Origin of the sequence: Enterobacter cloacae complex sp. IR5418, from assembly GCF_049238105.1 — a bacterium.
Taxonomy (GTDB): Bacteria; Pseudomonadota; Gammaproteobacteria; order Enterobacterales; family Enterobacteriaceae; genus Enterobacter; species Enterobacter hormaechei.
The window spans coordinates 36,972-51,822 of sequence record NZ_JBMKHS010000016.1 but is presented as its reverse complement, the minus strand read 5'-3'; the positions used below and the strand labels follow the sequence as shown (position 1 = coordinate 51,822).

The 14,851-nt window shown below is 54.6% G+C and carries 16 protein-coding genes; 7 read left to right on the top strand and 9 right to left on the bottom strand.

Features of this window, described 5'->3' with window-relative positions:
* Positions 1-50 precede the first annotated feature (50 nt).
* Positions 51-674, top strand: coding sequence for a transcriptional regulator RcsA (rcsA, locus tag ACOTX7_RS13820; protein ID WP_006811161.1), 624 nt, complete (start codon positions 51-53; stop codon positions 672-674).
* 99 nt (positions 675-773) lie between these two features.
* On the opposite strand, the gene dsrB is transcribed toward rcsA, so the two are convergent.
* A complete protein-coding gene (gene dsrB, locus ACOTX7_RS13815) occupies positions 774-962 on the bottom strand; it encodes a protein DsrB (protein ID WP_003859583.1) in 189 nt (62 codons plus the stop codon).
* 128 nt (positions 963-1,090) lie between these two features.
* On the opposite strand from dsrB, the gene yodD reads away from it, so the two are divergent.
* Together yodD and ACOTX7_RS13805 are read left to right on the top strand one after the other, a co-directional pair.
* Complete coding sequence (yodD, locus tag ACOTX7_RS13810; protein WP_017383339.1) at positions 1,091-1,318, top strand: YodD family peroxide/acid resistance protein; 228 nt, start codon at positions 1,091-1,093, stop codon at positions 1,316-1,318.
* Positions 1,319-1,612: 294 nt separating this feature from the next.
* Entirely contained in the window at positions 1,613-2,413 is an 801-nt protein-coding gene (locus ACOTX7_RS13805; RefSeq protein ID WP_006811163.1) for a mannosyl-3-phosphoglycerate phosphatase-related protein, read from the top strand.
* Here the strand turns inward: ACOTX7_RS13805 and dgcQ are convergent.
* The 3 genes from dgcQ to ACOTX7_RS13790 form a co-directional block, all read right to left on the bottom strand.
* On the bottom strand, positions 2,398-4,098 hold the full coding sequence (dgcQ, locus tag ACOTX7_RS13800; RefSeq protein WP_221256185.1) for a cellulose biosynthesis regulator diguanylate cyclase DgcQ: 1,701 nt from the start codon (positions 4,096-4,098) through the stop codon (positions 2,398-2,400). The genes ACOTX7_RS13805 and dgcQ overlap by 16 nt on opposite strands.
* An 84-nt stretch (positions 4,099-4,182) precedes the next feature.
* Entirely contained in the window at positions 4,183-4,365 is a 183-nt protein-coding gene (locus ACOTX7_RS13795; protein WP_003859574.1) for a YodC family protein, read from the bottom strand.
* Positions 4,366-4,442: 77 nt separating this feature from the next.
* A complete protein-coding gene (locus tag ACOTX7_RS13790) occupies positions 4,443-5,354 on the bottom strand; it encodes a DUF808 domain-containing protein (RefSeq protein ID WP_221256186.1) in 912 nt (303 codons plus the stop codon).
* Between the two features lie 178 nt (positions 5,355-5,532).
* On the opposite strand from ACOTX7_RS13790, the gene yedA reads away from it, so the two are divergent.
* Entirely contained in the window at positions 5,533-6,447 is a 915-nt protein-coding gene (gene yedA / locus ACOTX7_RS13785) for a drug/metabolite exporter YedA (RefSeq protein ID WP_006811166.1), read from the top strand.
* On the opposite strand, the gene ACOTX7_RS13780 is transcribed toward yedA, so the two are convergent.
* From ACOTX7_RS13780 to ACOTX7_RS13770, 3 genes are read right to left on the bottom strand one after another with little or no spacing between them, the layout of a single operon-like run.
* Positions 6,419-6,910, bottom strand: a complete 492-nt coding sequence (locus ACOTX7_RS13780) for a very short patch repair endonuclease (protein ID WP_047353402.1) — start codon at positions 6,908-6,910, stop codon at positions 6,419-6,421. The two genes, yedA and ACOTX7_RS13780, sit on opposite strands and share 29 nt — an antisense overlap.
* Positions 6,891-8,324 (bottom strand): DNA cytosine methyltransferase, encoded by a 1,434-nt coding sequence (locus tag ACOTX7_RS13775; protein ID WP_221256187.1) that lies wholly within the window; start codon positions 8,322-8,324, stop codon positions 6,891-6,893. The genes ACOTX7_RS13780 and ACOTX7_RS13775 overlap by 20 nt, the downstream gene beginning before the upstream one ends.
* 43 nt (positions 8,325-8,367) lie before the next feature.
* The gene (locus ACOTX7_RS13770) at positions 8,368-9,069 is read right to left on the bottom strand and encodes a phosphohydrolase (RefSeq protein ID WP_221256188.1); all 702 of its coding nucleotides are present in this window, start codon (positions 9,067-9,069) and stop codon (positions 8,368-8,370) included.
* Positions 9,070-9,354: 285 nt separating this feature from the next.
* Between ACOTX7_RS13770 and ompC the strand changes: the two genes are divergently transcribed.
* The gene (ompC, locus tag ACOTX7_RS13765) at positions 9,355-10,497 is read left to right on the top strand and encodes a porin OmpC (protein WP_221812941.1); all 1,143 of its coding nucleotides are present in this window, start codon (positions 9,355-9,357) and stop codon (positions 10,495-10,497) included.
* 55 nt (positions 10,498-10,552) lie between these two features.
* On the opposite strand, the gene ACOTX7_RS13760 is transcribed toward ompC, so the two are convergent.
* Entirely contained in the window at positions 10,553-11,416 is an 864-nt protein-coding gene (locus ACOTX7_RS13760) for an N-acetylmuramic acid 6-phosphate etherase (protein ID WP_047353406.1), read from the bottom strand.
* A 153-nt stretch (positions 11,417-11,569) separates the two neighbouring features.
* Here ACOTX7_RS13760 and ACOTX7_RS13755 point away from each other — a divergent pair, with 153 nt between their 5' ends.
* Positions 11,570-13,186, top strand: coding sequence for a sensor histidine kinase (locus tag ACOTX7_RS13755; RefSeq protein ID WP_006811172.1), 1,617 nt, complete (start codon positions 11,570-11,572; stop codon positions 13,184-13,186).
* Positions 13,183-13,902: a two-component system response regulator DcuR gene (dcuR, locus tag ACOTX7_RS13750; RefSeq protein ID WP_006811173.1), complete on the top strand. Its 720-nt coding sequence runs from the start codon at positions 13,183-13,185 to the stop codon at positions 13,900-13,902. The genes ACOTX7_RS13755 and dcuR overlap by 4 nt, the downstream gene beginning before the upstream one ends.
* Here the strand turns inward: dcuR and ACOTX7_RS13745 are convergent.
* Entirely contained in the window at positions 13,883-14,845 is a 963-nt protein-coding gene (locus tag ACOTX7_RS13745) for an FAD:protein FMN transferase (RefSeq protein WP_221256190.1), read from the bottom strand. The genes dcuR and ACOTX7_RS13745 overlap by 20 nt on opposite strands.
* Positions 14,846-14,851: the final 6 nt, after the last annotated feature.

Below are 14,851 nucleotides of genomic sequence, written 5' to 3'. Positions count from 1 at the left end.
GCTCTCAGGCAGGTGGTGAATTATCGTTACGCATTGAGTGAGGGTATGCCATGTCAACGATCATTATGGATTTATGCAGCTACACCCGGCTAGGGTTAACCGGGTACTTAGCAAGCAGAGGGGTAAGAAAGAGAGACATCAACGATGCGCACACCGTTGAAGAACTCGCAGCCGCTTGTGACGTTCACAAGCCTGGCGTGGTGTTTATTAATGAGGACTGTTTCATTCACGACCCCGCTAACAGTCAGCACATTAAGCAGATCATTAATCAGCATCCTAAGACCCTGTTTATTGTTTTTATGGCAATCGCCAATATTCATTTCGATGAGTATTTGCTGGTGCGTAAAAACTTATTAATCAGTTCGAAATCGATTAAACCAGAGTCACTTGATGACATTCTGGGCGATTATTTGAATAAAGAAGTGAAGAATGTAGGGGCGATTAACTTACCCACCCTATCATTAAGCAGAACTGAATCTAGTATGTTAAGAATGTGGATGGCTGGGCAAGGGACAATTCAGATCTCAGACCAGATGAATATCAAGGCAAAAACAGTATCGTCACACAAAGGAAATATTAAAAGGAAAATTAAAACGCATAATAAGCAAGTGATATACCATGTCGTACGCCTGACAGATAATGTGACGAATGGGATTTTCGTTAATATGCGCTAAGTTGCACGGCCATGTTGTACCCTACCCTGATCTCTGGCCTGGCCAGAGATTTTGCTTTTCAGCAGCCGGAGCCGGGGAGATTACGCCCCCGACGCCGCCCTATTCCGCCGTTTCCACAAAGATCCCATCCGGGTGGCCCAGTTCGTTGAAGAACCAGATGCCGAGCGGGTAATCTTCCAGCGACACCAGATACATTGTGCCTTCATTAAACTCTTCTATTGCCAGCACCACGCCCGGGCGGCGCGGCCCACCGTCCGTTTTGACGGTTACCCGATCGTTGACCTTCATACATTCCTCCTGTGGTTTTGAGCCAGTGTAGAACAAATTACATTGCCTGGCATCGCCGCCTGGCGCGAATGGCGTTTTTGTGTGCGGTCTATACTAAGCTGTGGAGACGGTTAAATGAGGAGCCCGCAATGAAGACCGACAAAGAGTACAGCGACACCATTAAGCGTGAGGTGGAAGTGGATGTCGATGCCCTGCTTGCCGCCATCAATGAAATCAGTGAGTCCGAAGTTCATCGCGCGGAGGATAATTCAGATCGTGTCGTGGTGAATGGTCGGGATTACCATACCTACCGTGAACTGGCAGAAGCGTTCGAGCTGGATATTCATGACTTTAGCGTCTCGGAGACGAACCGCTAAGCCGAAAAAAATCCCGGTCATGGGGATGACCGGGATCAAACTTGCTTATGCAAGAAGCACTTGTAAATTCGTTACACCAGGAAATCTGATGCAGGTAAGACATTATCCCCAACAGAATTGTCTTACAAGCATATATTCTCTTAGCGAATATTATATTTTATACATGTGAATTTTGGTTATGAGTATAAACATGCGCCGCGTGTGGGTTTGTCGGGATCGTTTCCACCTCAACGGCGCGTCAATGTCCATTTTTTAAGATTTTTCTTAGGTTAAAATCATCACCCGGGAGACGTTATGCCTTCGCTTGAGGAGACCCTGCTTGTCTTTACCGACCTCGACGGCACGCTGTTGGATTTTCACACGCTCGACTGGCAGCCAGCGGCTCCCTGGCTGGCGAAATTAAGGGATAAACAGATACCGGTCATACTGTGCAGCAGCAAAACCACCGCCGGGATGCAGGACATGCAACAGGAACTGGGGCTTGGTGGGCTGCCGTACATTGCGGAAAACGGCGCGGTGATCCAGCCTGACGTACGGTGGGAAAACGCCGCACGGTTCATCTCAGCAAAGAAGCATGACGATATCTGGCAGTTTCTCGCGCAGGTACGTCAGGACCTGCATCTGAAATTCACCACCTTCGATGATGTGGACGATCGCGTGGTCGCCGAATGGACCGGACTGAGCCGTCCCCGTTCGGTGCTTGCGCGCAAGCACGAGGCTTCCGTGACGCTGATCTGGCGTGACAGTGATGAACAGATGAAACGCTTTGCCGCCGAACTCGCCCGGCAGGGGCTGAAGATGGTCCAGGGGGCACGTTTCTGGCACATTCTGGACGCAGGCTGCGGCAAAGACGTGGCGGTTCACTGGCTTGTGGAACAGTATCGCCTGCATGAAGGCTTCGAACCCACGACGCTGGGACTGGGCGATGGCCCCAATGATGCCCCTCTGCTGGACAGCGTAGGCTTCGCCGTGGTGGTGAAAGGCTTCAACCGGGAGGGTGTCAGCCTTGAGAACAACGATCCCGCACGGGTGTATCGCACTCAGCACACCGGGCCGACCGGCTGGTGCGAGGGGCTCGATTACTTTTTGACGTGATCCTGCCAGATCACCCGGTTACGCCCGCGCTGTTTCGCCTCATACAGACGCGCATCGGCGGTGGATTGCAGATTCTCGAAGTGATAATTGCCCTTCTCCTGCGCGCCAGAGACGCCAAACGACGCACTCACGCGCAGGGTGGTACTTTTCTTGATCAGGATCTCTTTGCTGTCGATACGCTCGCGGATCTGCTCTGCGACTTCCGCCGCCTCTTCAAGCGTCATGCCGGGCAGCACCACACAGAACTCCTCGCCCCCGACGCGTCCGGCAATATCTTTCGCGCCGAGGGTGCTGGCAATCAGCCCCGCGGCATGGGTCAACACCTTATCCCCCGCCTGATGCCCGAACCGATCGTTGATGCTCTTGAAGCAGTCAAGATCGATCTGGATGACAGAGAAAGGCAGCGACTGCTGTTCACACTGCTTCGCCAGCCTTTTCGCCTGCTCGAACAGCGATCCCCGATTATTCAGCCGGGTCAGAGGGTCGTGCCAGGCCTGCCATTGCAGCGAGTTCTGCATCGAATACATATTACTGACCATGCGCCGGATCACCAGCCATGAGATGAGCAGCATCGCGGTGAACAGCGCCCAAAGCAATGCCAGCACAATGCTGATGCTGCCGAAATCGCCGCGCACCCCTTCATCAAGGGTATGCACACGCAGGACGACGCCGTCAAAATGGTCAAGACGCTCCCAGCTGACAAAACGACTCCCCAGACGAATGCCGCCTTCGGAATCCGACTCTATTGCGTGCGCTATCTGCGCTAATTCGCGCGGGTCAAAATGATTGACGTCCGCAGCCGGTGATCCAGACGTCGCGAGCAGGGTAAGACGATTGTCATACAGCTGGTATTCCCCTTCCGGCGCATCGTTAACGGCCTCCACCAGCAGGCGACGCAGGGTGGCCAGGGTGAAATCCATCGCTACCACGCCATACCAGACGCGTTGGTAAGAAACAGGCACGCTGGCGGTGATCAGCGGCTTTTTGCCCACAAAGGAGGACGGAGGCGGGATAAACCAGCGCACGGCACGCGCACGGTTTTCACGCTCGGACTGGTGGGTAAACCAGGGCTGAGTGACCAGATGGTAGTAGCGCGGCACGATATCGCTGGCATTGTCCGGCATATCCGTTTCCAGAAAAAATCCGGCGCGAGAGACATAAATCACGCGCTCTTCGTTGCGCGAAGCGCTGGATGCCAGACGCAACAGATAACCCACTTCGAGCGCGGCGGACAGTTCGTTATCCAGGTACTCATCATCACGCTTCAGAAGGGTGGTCTTTTCAACGAAGGCATCCGAAACCCCGTTGATGGGTAACGTGCGCTGTTTATCAACCGCAATTTGCCAGGCGGGGGACGTGCGCAAACGCGCAAAACGCTTTACCGCATCATGCAGCACGCCAAAGGCCAGCGGCGTTTCCAGTGCATCTCGCATGCTGTGGCGAAAAAACAGCATTTTATCGACGCTGAACTGGAGTTGTCTGTCCAGCGCACTGGCAACCGTGGCCAGATGGTTACGCTGGCTGGAGATATAAGCATCTTCCAGTACCACAACTTCGCGCCAGGTCAGGAGGGTGGAAAAGATCAGGACAACAATAAAACAGAGGTTAACAATCAAACGGGGATTGCTACGCTTATGCAGCCACTGCAAAAAAGATTGCTTTACACCAAAGGTATCGTGCTGCACACACACTCCCTGATTGTCGCTCACCATCCGATATGATAAGTCTTCTGCCAGTAAAAACGCCCGGCAAGGCCGGGCGTTGTGTGATTAAGCCTTGTCGCGTTTTTGCCTTTTATTCGCAGGCTGAAGCTCGTCTTCACGAAAAGCCTCCCGCTTAATGCCGTATCCATCATGCCACCGACATTCCACCATTCCACTGGAATACCCGGTGACAATCATGCCTGGACCACCATTCTTAGGCTTAACTTCATCACTGATCAAAAAGACCATACCTGCCTCCTGTATCAGGGTGAAACGTTTTCAATTTAGACGAGGAATGGTCTTTTTGCATCCGGGGACAACAATAATTAATGCGATTTTCCGCGTACTTTTTCAACCAGCTTAACAACGGCGACCACAATCAGACCGACGATAAAGCCCAGCACGAGGTTAAGCAGTGTGGGCAGAACCGCGGCGACCAGCGCCCCCTGGCCTGACGCAAAATGCTCAATCATGTGATGCAGCGAAGCAACACCGTGCACGATAATGCCACCGCCGACCAGGAACATCGCCAGGGTTCCCACCACCGACAACGTTTTCATTAGCCACGGTGCCAGCACCAGCAGGCTTTTCCCGATGCCACGCGCAATTGCGCTGGATTTCTTTTCCAGCCAGAAGCCGATATCGTCCAGCTTGACGATCAGCCCCACCAGGCCATAAACCCCTATCGTCACGAGGATCGCAATGCCGGAGAGGATCAGCACCTGGTTCATCAGAGGCGCTTCTGAGACGATCCCCAGCGTAATCGCCACAATCTCGGCCGAAAGAATGAAGTCGGTACGGATCGCACCTTTAACCTTATCGCGCTCGAACGTTTTTGGATCCTGTGCAGCCAGCGCTTCCAGACGCTGCTGACGCATTTCCGGGGTGTCTTTCTGTTTGCGTGCGGCGAACATATGCAACACTTTTTCGGCACCCTCGAAACAGAGGAACGCCCCGCCGATCATCAGCAATGGCGTGATGGCCCAGGGTATGAAGGCGCTAATCAGCAGCGCCAGCGGCACGAGGATCACCTTGTTAATAAAGGACCCTTTCGCTACGCCCCACACCACCGGCAACTCACGGTTCGCCCGCACGCCGCTGACCTGCTGCGCGTTCAGCGACAAATCATCTCCCAGCACCCCGGCGGTCTTTTTCGCCGCCAGTTTTCCCATAACCGAAATGTCATCCAGCAAGGTGGCGATATCGTCCAGTAATGTTAATAAGCTACTTCCTGCCAAAATCTCTATCCTTCTTTTTTTGCTAATTAAGTGAATAGTATGGAACAAAACTTACCGCCCGGAAACAGGCACCTCGCGTCAACACAAATTTCACATTAACAACACAATTAAAGCACTCGCCAGCCCGATAGTTTTGGCGTTAACTATGAGCGAACTTTTTATTTCGTCGTGAGGGACTATGCGTTTTCGGCATTTATTACCGCTCATTGGAGCACTCTTTTCCCTGTATATCATCTGGGGATCCACCTATTTTGTCATTCGTATTGGCGTGGAAAGCTGGCCCCCGCTGATGATGGCCGGTATTCGTTTCCTTACGGCTGGCGTGCTGCTGATGGCGTTTTTACTGCTGCGCGGTCACAGGCTACCCCCGCTGCGTCCCCTGCTTAACGCCGCCCTGATCGGCCTGCTGCTGCTGGCGGTGGGCAATGGTGCGGTAACCGTCGCCGAACACCAGAACGTGCCGTCGGGCATCGCCGCAGTGGTCGTCGCGACCGTGCCGCTGTTTACGCTCTGCTTTAGTCGTCTGTTCGGGATCCGCACCCGTAAGCTCGAATGGCTGGGCATCGCGATTGGGCTTGTGGGTATCATCATGCTCAACAGCGGCGGTAACCTGAGCGGGAACCCCTGGGCTGCCGTTCTGATCATGGTCGGCTCTATGAGCTGGGCGTTTGGCTCGGTCTACGGCTCCCGCATTGAGCTGCCCTCCGGGATGATGGCAGGTGCCATTGAGATGCTCGCGGCAGGCATTGTGCTGCTGATTGCCTCCGCATTGACGGGTGAAAAACTCACGGCGATGCCAGACCTGGCAGGTTTTCTGGCCGTCGGGTATCTGGCGCTGTTTGGCTCCATTATCGCCATCAACGCCTATATGTACCTGATCCGCAACGTCTCACCGGCGGTCGCGACCAGCTACGCCTACGTTAACCCGGTGGTGGCCGTGCTGCTGGGTACCGGGTTTGCGGGCGAAGTGCTGTCGACAATAGAATGGCTGGCGCTGGGTGTGATTGTCTTTGCCGTGGTGCTGGTCACGCTGGGTAAATATTTGCTGCCCGCGAAACCGATTGTCACGCCGTGTGAGGTGGAGAAACCGTGATCGGGTGAATGCCCTGAGTGTCGATCTGCGCGGCCTGCCCGCCGCCGCAGATCCACTCTTCCAGCCGCTCCGTCAGTTCCACGTCATTCAGCTTCATTCTTCCGCGCAGCGCGCACTCCCAGACAATCAGCACCCGCCAGCCCTGAGCGTAAAGCTGCGAAACATCGCGTTTATCACGCTCGACGTTCCTGCCAATCTTCTCCAGCCAGAAGTCGGTACGTGTCGCCGGGACTTTAAACAGATAACAATCGTGATGATGCCAGAAACAGCCGTGGGTGAAGATGATGCACTGGTACGCGTCGATGACGAAATCAGGACGCCCGGCAAGCGTGGCATCCTGCACCCTGAATTCAAACCCGACAGCGGTCAGGAGGCCCGCGATCCGTTTTTCAATCGCGGTATCACGCGTGCCGATGGCACGCATGTTTTTACTGCGCGTGGCCTTATTGTGAACGTCCGCCATTGACGGCCTCACTCTGACGAAGCTGAACGGCCTTGCTGATGCGTGAGGCCAGCAGTTTCGCTACGGCGGCAAAGGCAGGCACCACCACCGAGTTGCCAAACTGACGGTAGGCCTGGGTATCCGACACCGGGATGCGAAAACTGTAGCCCTGCGGCGTCTCAAAGCCCATTAAGCGGGCGCACTCGCGCGGCGTTAAACGCCGTGGTCGGTGCTGTTGGTTCTGGGGATCGTCGAAATCTTTTTCACCCAGCGCCTTATCCCAGCCCCGATCGATAAGAATTTCCGCGCCATCTTTGTAATAGCGCGCCGACAGCGTACGCGTCACGCTGTCAGGATTAAGCGAGTTGACCATGCCAAACCCAAAACCGTTGCCTTTCGCCTGGTGCTTTTTGGCGTAGCGATAGAGGTATTTCCACAGCACCGGCGTCAGAATGAATTTCGCATCGACCGCAGGCTCCAGCAGATCGGCCACTGTCGGACGGCGCGCCGGATACAGCGAGGGCAAATCACGCAGCGTAAAATCGCCTTTCAGATTGAGATCGCGGCGGAAACCCACCAGCACGATGCGTTCCCGGTGCTGTGGCAGGAAGTGTTTGCCGTCGATAATTTTCGGATCGTCCGGCCCCATATCCTCAGCGTCCGCCACGTCGTAACCCAGTTCATCCAGCGTTTGCATGATAATGCGGAAGGTTTTGCCGCCGTCATGACTCTTTAAATTCTTGACGTTCTCCAGCACAAAAATCGCCGGGCGGCGGGCATCAATAATCCGGGCAACATCAAAGAACAGCGTGCCCTGCGTATCGCAGGCAAAACCGTGCGCGCGTCCCAGGGCGTTCTTCTTCGACACGCCAGCCAGCGAGAACGGCTGGCAGGGGAAACCGGCCAGCAGCACATCGTGCGCCGGAATGGTGTTGCGAATGTGTTCCGCGGCCTCTTCGTCACTGACGCCGGTTTTGTGGCTCAGGGTGACATCGCGAATATCCGCGTTGAACTGGTGCACGTCGGGATCGCAATACCAGTTGGCTTTATAGGTGCGGACAGCATGTTTGTTCCATTCACTGGTGAACACGCACTGCCCGCCAATCGCTTCAAAGCCGTGGCGAATGCCGCCGATACCGGCAAAGAGATCGATAAAACGAAAGGCATAATTCGGATGCGCAGCAGGAGGACGCGGCAGCAGGTTGTGCAGATAGCGGTACTCGCCGTCGCTCAGGCGGTGCCCTGCCCTGTCGCTTATCAGCAGCCGCTTGAGTATCGCCGGGCTCCAGTGGCTCTCGCCATGGGCCACCAGCTGGTTTGCCAGCGTTTTAGCATCATACATTTCCAGCAGCTGACGCAGGAGTGCCTGCACGGCTGACGTTGATTTCTCAACCCGCTCAGGCGCGGGCACAGTCACTGATCGATTTTCCTGCATTCTCTTAACCGGACAATAAAGACAGAAAACAGAGTACCACAGTTCAGGATCGCACACTGCGACGGAAATGGGTCAATATCTGGCTGTCGGTTCCGAGGTAATCGCCCTGTAATTCGGCACTCAGTTTCGCCATAAACTGGATCAGGAAATCGGCATTGTGACGCGCAAGTTCGCGTCCCCGCGCGGTTTGCATGGTGTCCGGCAGACGCAGGAGTTTGGTCTGAAAGTGGTCGAGCGCGAAGGCTTTATCATCCAGCTTTCGTGTTCCGGCAAACGGGTCGTCGGCATCAAACAGCGCGGCACCCAGCGCACCGGACACGGCAAAGACGCGCGCCAGGCCGATAGCGCCTAACGCCTCCAGCCGATCGGCATCCTGCACAACTTTGGCCACCAGGCTTTGCGGCGCGATACCGGCGCTGAAGCTGTGCGCTTCAATGGCGTGCTCAACGGCCGCATAACGATCGGGCGGAAAGTCAGGAAAATCGCGACTCAGGATCTCGCGCGTTTTTCGCGCGGCAAGCCGGGAAGAGTGGCTACGTTCGGGGTGATTTTTCGCCAGGCTGACAATATCGTGGAAGTAGCATGCGGTCAGCACGACCAGCGGATCGACGGCGTGCTCAGCCATAATGCTCTGCGCCGTCATCCAGACGCGGCGAAAATGGGCGATATCGTGCGCCGCATCATCAGTTAAATGATTTTCGTCAAGCCACTGCTCAAAACGCTGCTGCCATTGCACCAGTTCCATAATCCCATCCTGTTGCTAAAAAGAGTGTGAAATATAATACATCCGAATTAAAGAGTATGAAAAATAGAATTGCGAAATACTTAATAATAATTACCCGCTATATTTTTCAATGAATTAATTCATGTGAAAAATAAAGAGACAAAAAGAAATATTTTGTAATATTTCTACCACTTTACTTACATTTATTTTTGAACCTAAATAATAATCCATAGAATAGTATCGACCATGTAGTTACGGAGGGTGACTACATATATTCAGACAATTTATATTTAAAGGGAATATATAATAAAAAGAAAAGTTCTGGCAATGCTTGTACCCGCGTTATTAATGGCTGGCGCAGCAAATGCGGCGGAAATGTATAACAAGAATGGCAACAAGGTTGACCTGTACGGTAAGGTTGATGCGCGTCATACCTTCTCCGACAACCCAGGCGACGACGGCGATGAAACCTATGTACAGGTGGGTTTCAAAGGCGAAACGCAGATCACGAACGAACTGACAGGTTATGGTCAGTGGGAATATAAAACCTACGCTAACGACACCGAAGGCGCAGGGGATAGATCTTTCAACCGTCTGGCATACGCTGGCCTGAAATTTGGCGACTACGGCTCATTTGATTACGGCCGTAATTACGGCGTCGTGTATGACGTAGAAGCCTGGACCGATATGCTGCCGGTATTTGGTGGAGATTCTTACACCTGGACCGATAACTTCATGAACGGCCGTGCTAACGGTCTGGCAACTTATCGTAATAACGATTTCTTCGGTCTGGTCGACGGCCTGAACTTTGCGCTGCAATACCAGGGTGCGAATGAAGATCAGTTTGCTCAAGAAGACCAGGAAGGCACGAAAAATGGTCATAAAGACGTACGCTTCCAGAACGGCGACGGCTTCGGCATGTCTACCTCCTATGACTTCTCTGGCGATCTCTTCGGCCTGAGCCTGGGGGCGGCATACTCATCTTCTGACCGTACTAACAAACAGGTTGGATACGGTAAAAGCTACGAAGGCGTCGGTTTTGCTGGCGGTGAAAAGGCTGAAGCGTGGATCGTTGGCGCTAAATATGATGCTAATAACGTCTATCTGGCGATGATGTATGCAGAAACCCGCAACATGACCCCGATCGGTAACTTGGGCATCGCTAACCAGACTCAGAACTTTGAAGCGGTTGCACAGTACCAGTTCGATTTCGGTCTGCGTCCATCCCTGGCATGGGTTTACTCAAAAGGTAAAGACCTGGATGGTAAGGGATTCAATCAGGATCTGGTTAACTACATCGATGTGGGCATGACCTACAGCTTCAACAAAAACTTCTCCACCTATGTTGACTACAAAATCAACATGCTGGACAACGATGAAGCGCTGTATGATGCATACGGTATTTCTACCGATGACATCGTTGGCGTAGGCATGACCTACCAGTTCTAATCCCCCTAAATATTAAAGCCCGCGATGCGGGCTTTTTTTATTTCACGCGGCAATATTACGGCGCTTCCTGCAAGGCCAGACGAACAAACCCGTTATTCTGCGCCAGCAGTTCATGTGCTTTCCAGGCATCCAGACCCGTCAGCACCATCAGTACCGCCGTTTTGCACTGGTGGTTACAGCTTTCCAGCGCGGCCTTCGCCTGCGCCCGGGTACATCCCCCCGCTTCCATGACGATGGCAATTTGTCGTTCGGCCCATCTGGTGTTGCTTGCCTCCAGATCAACGCGCAGGTTGCTGTACACCCGACCGGTCCGCACCGCCAGGCCGGTGGTGACCATATGCATAATCATGCTTTGCGCAATGCCTGCTTTGGTGTTGGCATACCCGGCTACCACATCAGCGCCCAGATCGGGGGCAATAACCATGCTCGCCAGCTGCGCCGCTTCACTTTGCGCATCCGTCGTAACGATCGCGACCGTTGCCCCCAGAGACCACGCATGACGCATCGCGCCCCATACCCAGGGTGTTTTACCGCTAACGGACAGCGCCAGCATCATGTCATGCTCGCCAAATTTTATCGTCTGAAGGTCGGCAACGCCGCGCGCGTAGCTACCGGCGTGATCGCCTGCTGTCATCGCAATGACGGGATGTTTTCCCGGCGCAAACCCTGCTGCCGCCTGCTCCGCCACGCGCCCGGACGCGCCCGCGCCGGTCAGTACCAGACGTCCACCGTGGCTAAGCGTCGCCGCCGCGTTATCCACCACGCGGGCCAGCATACTTAAGTGAGGGGTCAGAGCAGAAGAGATTTGCGCGTCATCCTGGTGAATGACATTAAGCATATCCAGCGTCGATAATCTGTCGATGTTCATCGAGCTGGCGTGCCGTCTTTCCCTGGCCGTACCGGTAAGCGTAATGCTCATAAACTGCCTCCTTATTATGAGTACCCACACACTATAAAGTGTTTTATATAGGTCACCTGAGAGGAGGCTCACGAAACGCCTCTCTTTACATGGCTTTATGAAACGCCCGTCATCAGCGATAATTAGCCCTTTCTTTTTCATCGCGGAGTCTTGATGAGCGATTTGCAGCCTTTCCCCCCGACGCGCAAGCGCCCTATGAAGCTGAATACGCTGGTTACGCTGATGGTGTGCGCCATTATCGGCTCTGTGCTGCTGGTGGTCTTCGCCCTGTACTCTGTGCAGATCACCCGCGCCACGCGCGATGACGTGAAAGATACCGCGCTGGGTATCGCCCGCACGCTGGCCGACAGCCCGGATATCAAGCGCGGCCTGATGGCGTCGCCGCAGGCTGGCATCATCCAGCCGATTGCCCAGGCGGTGACGAAGCGCAACGACCTGCTGTTTACCGTGGTCACCGACCTGCGTGGGATCCGCTATTCCCATCCAAACGAAGCGCTGTTAGGTTTGCATTTTATTGGTGACGATCTGACGCCCGCCCTGGAAGGAAAAGAGAATGTCTCCGTTAACCGGGGCGCGCTCGCGGAAGCATTGCGCGTCTTTACGCCCGTGTATGACGAACGGCACGACCAGATCGGCGTAGTGGTCGTGGGTATTTCGCTGAATAAAGTAGAAGATCAGATTGCCCGCGGACGGCTCAACGCCGTGTGGACCATCTTATTCAGCGTTCTGATGAGTTCACTGGCGATATGGGGCCTGGTCCGGGTTCTGAAACGTATCCTGTTCGGGCTGGAGCCTTACGAGATCTCCGCCCTCTTTGAGCAGCGCCAGGCCATGTTGCAGTCTCTGCGCGAGGGTGTCATGGCTGTGGATATTCACGGGCGCGTGACGATGATTAACCACACCGCCAGAGAAATATTACTCCTGACCTCGGGCGAGCATTCCGAAAGTAGCAGTGAACCGCTTCTGGCCAGCCTGCGCGAAGTGTCGAGGACCGGTATTGCCCGTCAGGATCAGGAGATCGGCTGTAACGGACGGCTGCTGCTGTGCAATATGGTGCCGGTAAAAAGCCAGAATCAGGTGATCGGCGCCATCAGCACGTTCCGCGATAAAACCGAAATCAGCCAGTTAATGCAGCGTATCGATGGCATGGTCAACTACGTTGATGCCCTGCGCTCCCATACGCACGAGTTTATGAATAAGCTGCACGTGATCCTCGGCCTGCTGCACATGAAGCGCTACGACAAGCTGGAGGAGTACATCATCCAGACCGCGCAGAATTATCAGACGGATATCGGTGCGATACAGCGCAAGGTTAAATCCCCGGTTATTGCAGGTTTCCTGCTGGGTAAAATTAACCGCGCTAAAGAGGCCGGAGTGACCCTGACGCTGGCGGAGGAGAGTCAGCTTCCTGACACCACCAATGAAGAGCAGGTTGCGGTGCTGATCACCGTGCTGGGCAATTTAATCGAAAATGCTCTGGATGCGATGGACGGTCAGCCGGATGGCGAGATCGGCCTGCTGCTGCATTATCAGAACGGCTGGCTCAGCGGTGAAGTCAGCGATGACGGTCCCGGCATTGATCCCGAGCGGCTGGAGTCTATTTTTACAAAGGGCTACTCAACAAAAGGTGAAAACCGCGGCGTTGGGCTGTTCCTTGCACGTCAGCAGATCCAGAACCTGGGCGGCGATATTACCGTCGAGTCGGAGCCTGGCGTATTTACCCAATTTTTTGTTCAGATCCCCTGGGATAGCGAGAGGAATATCGCGTGATAAATGTGTTAATTGTCGATGATGACGCCATGGTAGCCGACCTCAACCGTCTGTATGTTAACCGCGTTGAGGGTTTTAGCTGCTGCGGCGTCGCTTCCACGCTCAACCAGGCCGAGGCGTTGATCGCAAACCCAGGCCAGCCGATCGATCTGGTGCTGCTGGATGTTTATATGCAGCAGGATAACGGGCTGGATCTGCTGCCCATCATCCGCGCATCGGGCCGCCCGATCGACGTCATCATGATCTCGTCGGCCTCCGACGCTGCGACGATCCAGACGTCGATGCACTATGGCGTGGTGGATTACCTGATCAAACCGTTCCAGTTCCCGCGTTTTGAAGAGGCGCTGAACGGCTGGAAGGCAAAGCGCAGTCTGATGGGTTCGCATCAGTATTATGAACAGGCCGACGTCGACAGGCTGATCCACGGCGGCGCGCCGGAGCTGGCCGACAGCAAAAAATTACCGAAAGGCTTAACGCCGCAGACGCTGCGCACCATTTGCCAGTGGATCGACAGCCACCCAGAGATGGAATTTTCCACTGACGATCTGGCTAATGCGGTCAACATTTCCCGCGTGTCCTGCCGCAAATACCTGATCTGGCTGGCGCAAATTAATATCTTGTTCACCAGCATTCACTACGGTGCGACCGGCAGACCGGTGTATCGCTACCGCTTACAGCCGGAACAGGTCGGACTGCTCAAACAGTACTGCCAGTAATGCGGTAGCTGTCGTCCAGAAGGGTAAAACGGAAGTGGTGCATCGAGGAGATCACCACTTCTTTTGTTTTGGTGACAAAAATGGCTTCAATATCGGGGCGCGAGCGCAGCGCGGCACAGCCCTTTTCCACGCCCATGCCGTAGATCAGCGTGGTCCAGATATCGCCGTCGAGGGAGTCTTTCGAAATAATCGTCACGCTGTCCAGTTCGTTATCCAGCGGGTAGCCGGTGCGCGGGTCAAGGATGTGGTGATAGCGTTTGCCGTTCTGCTCGAAATAGCGCTCATAGGTGCCTGACGTCACAACCGACCGGTTTTCGACCGTCATGGCGCCAATCAGCTCGTCACCGGCGAACGGTTTTTTCAGGCCGACGCGCCAGCCGCCCTCCGGCGATCCTAACGTCTGGACGTTGCCGCCAAGGTTGATCAGCCCACGTTCGACGCCCTCTTTATGCAGGTAATCCCGCACCCTGTCGGCAATATAGCCTTTGGCGATGGCCCCCAGATCGATCTCCATTCCCTGGCGCGTGAGGAACACGCTGCTGTTGGCTTCATCCAGCACCACGTCCGCGGGATCCGTGATGCCCAGCAAGGCGGCAATCTCGTCCGCGGGCGGCACGGCATCACCCTTAAAGCCAATTTTCCAGCGCTTCACCAGCGGGCCAATGGCCAGGTTGAACGCACTGTCCTTAACCAGGCTGGCGGCTTTGGCACAGCGGATCAGATCAAACACCGGGCGACTGACGGCAACCGGATGCTGACCGGCAGCATGGTTGACGTCCATCACCTGCGAATGGGCACGATTGACGGTAAGCAGATCTTCATACTGTTTAATCAGGCGGAACACGCGGGAAGCGAGGGCCTCGTCATGGGAGAAGAGTTTCAGGAGGATGGGCGAGCCCATCAGAACGGCGGAGTAGCTGTAAACGCGAATGTCGTCAGGCATAGCAGA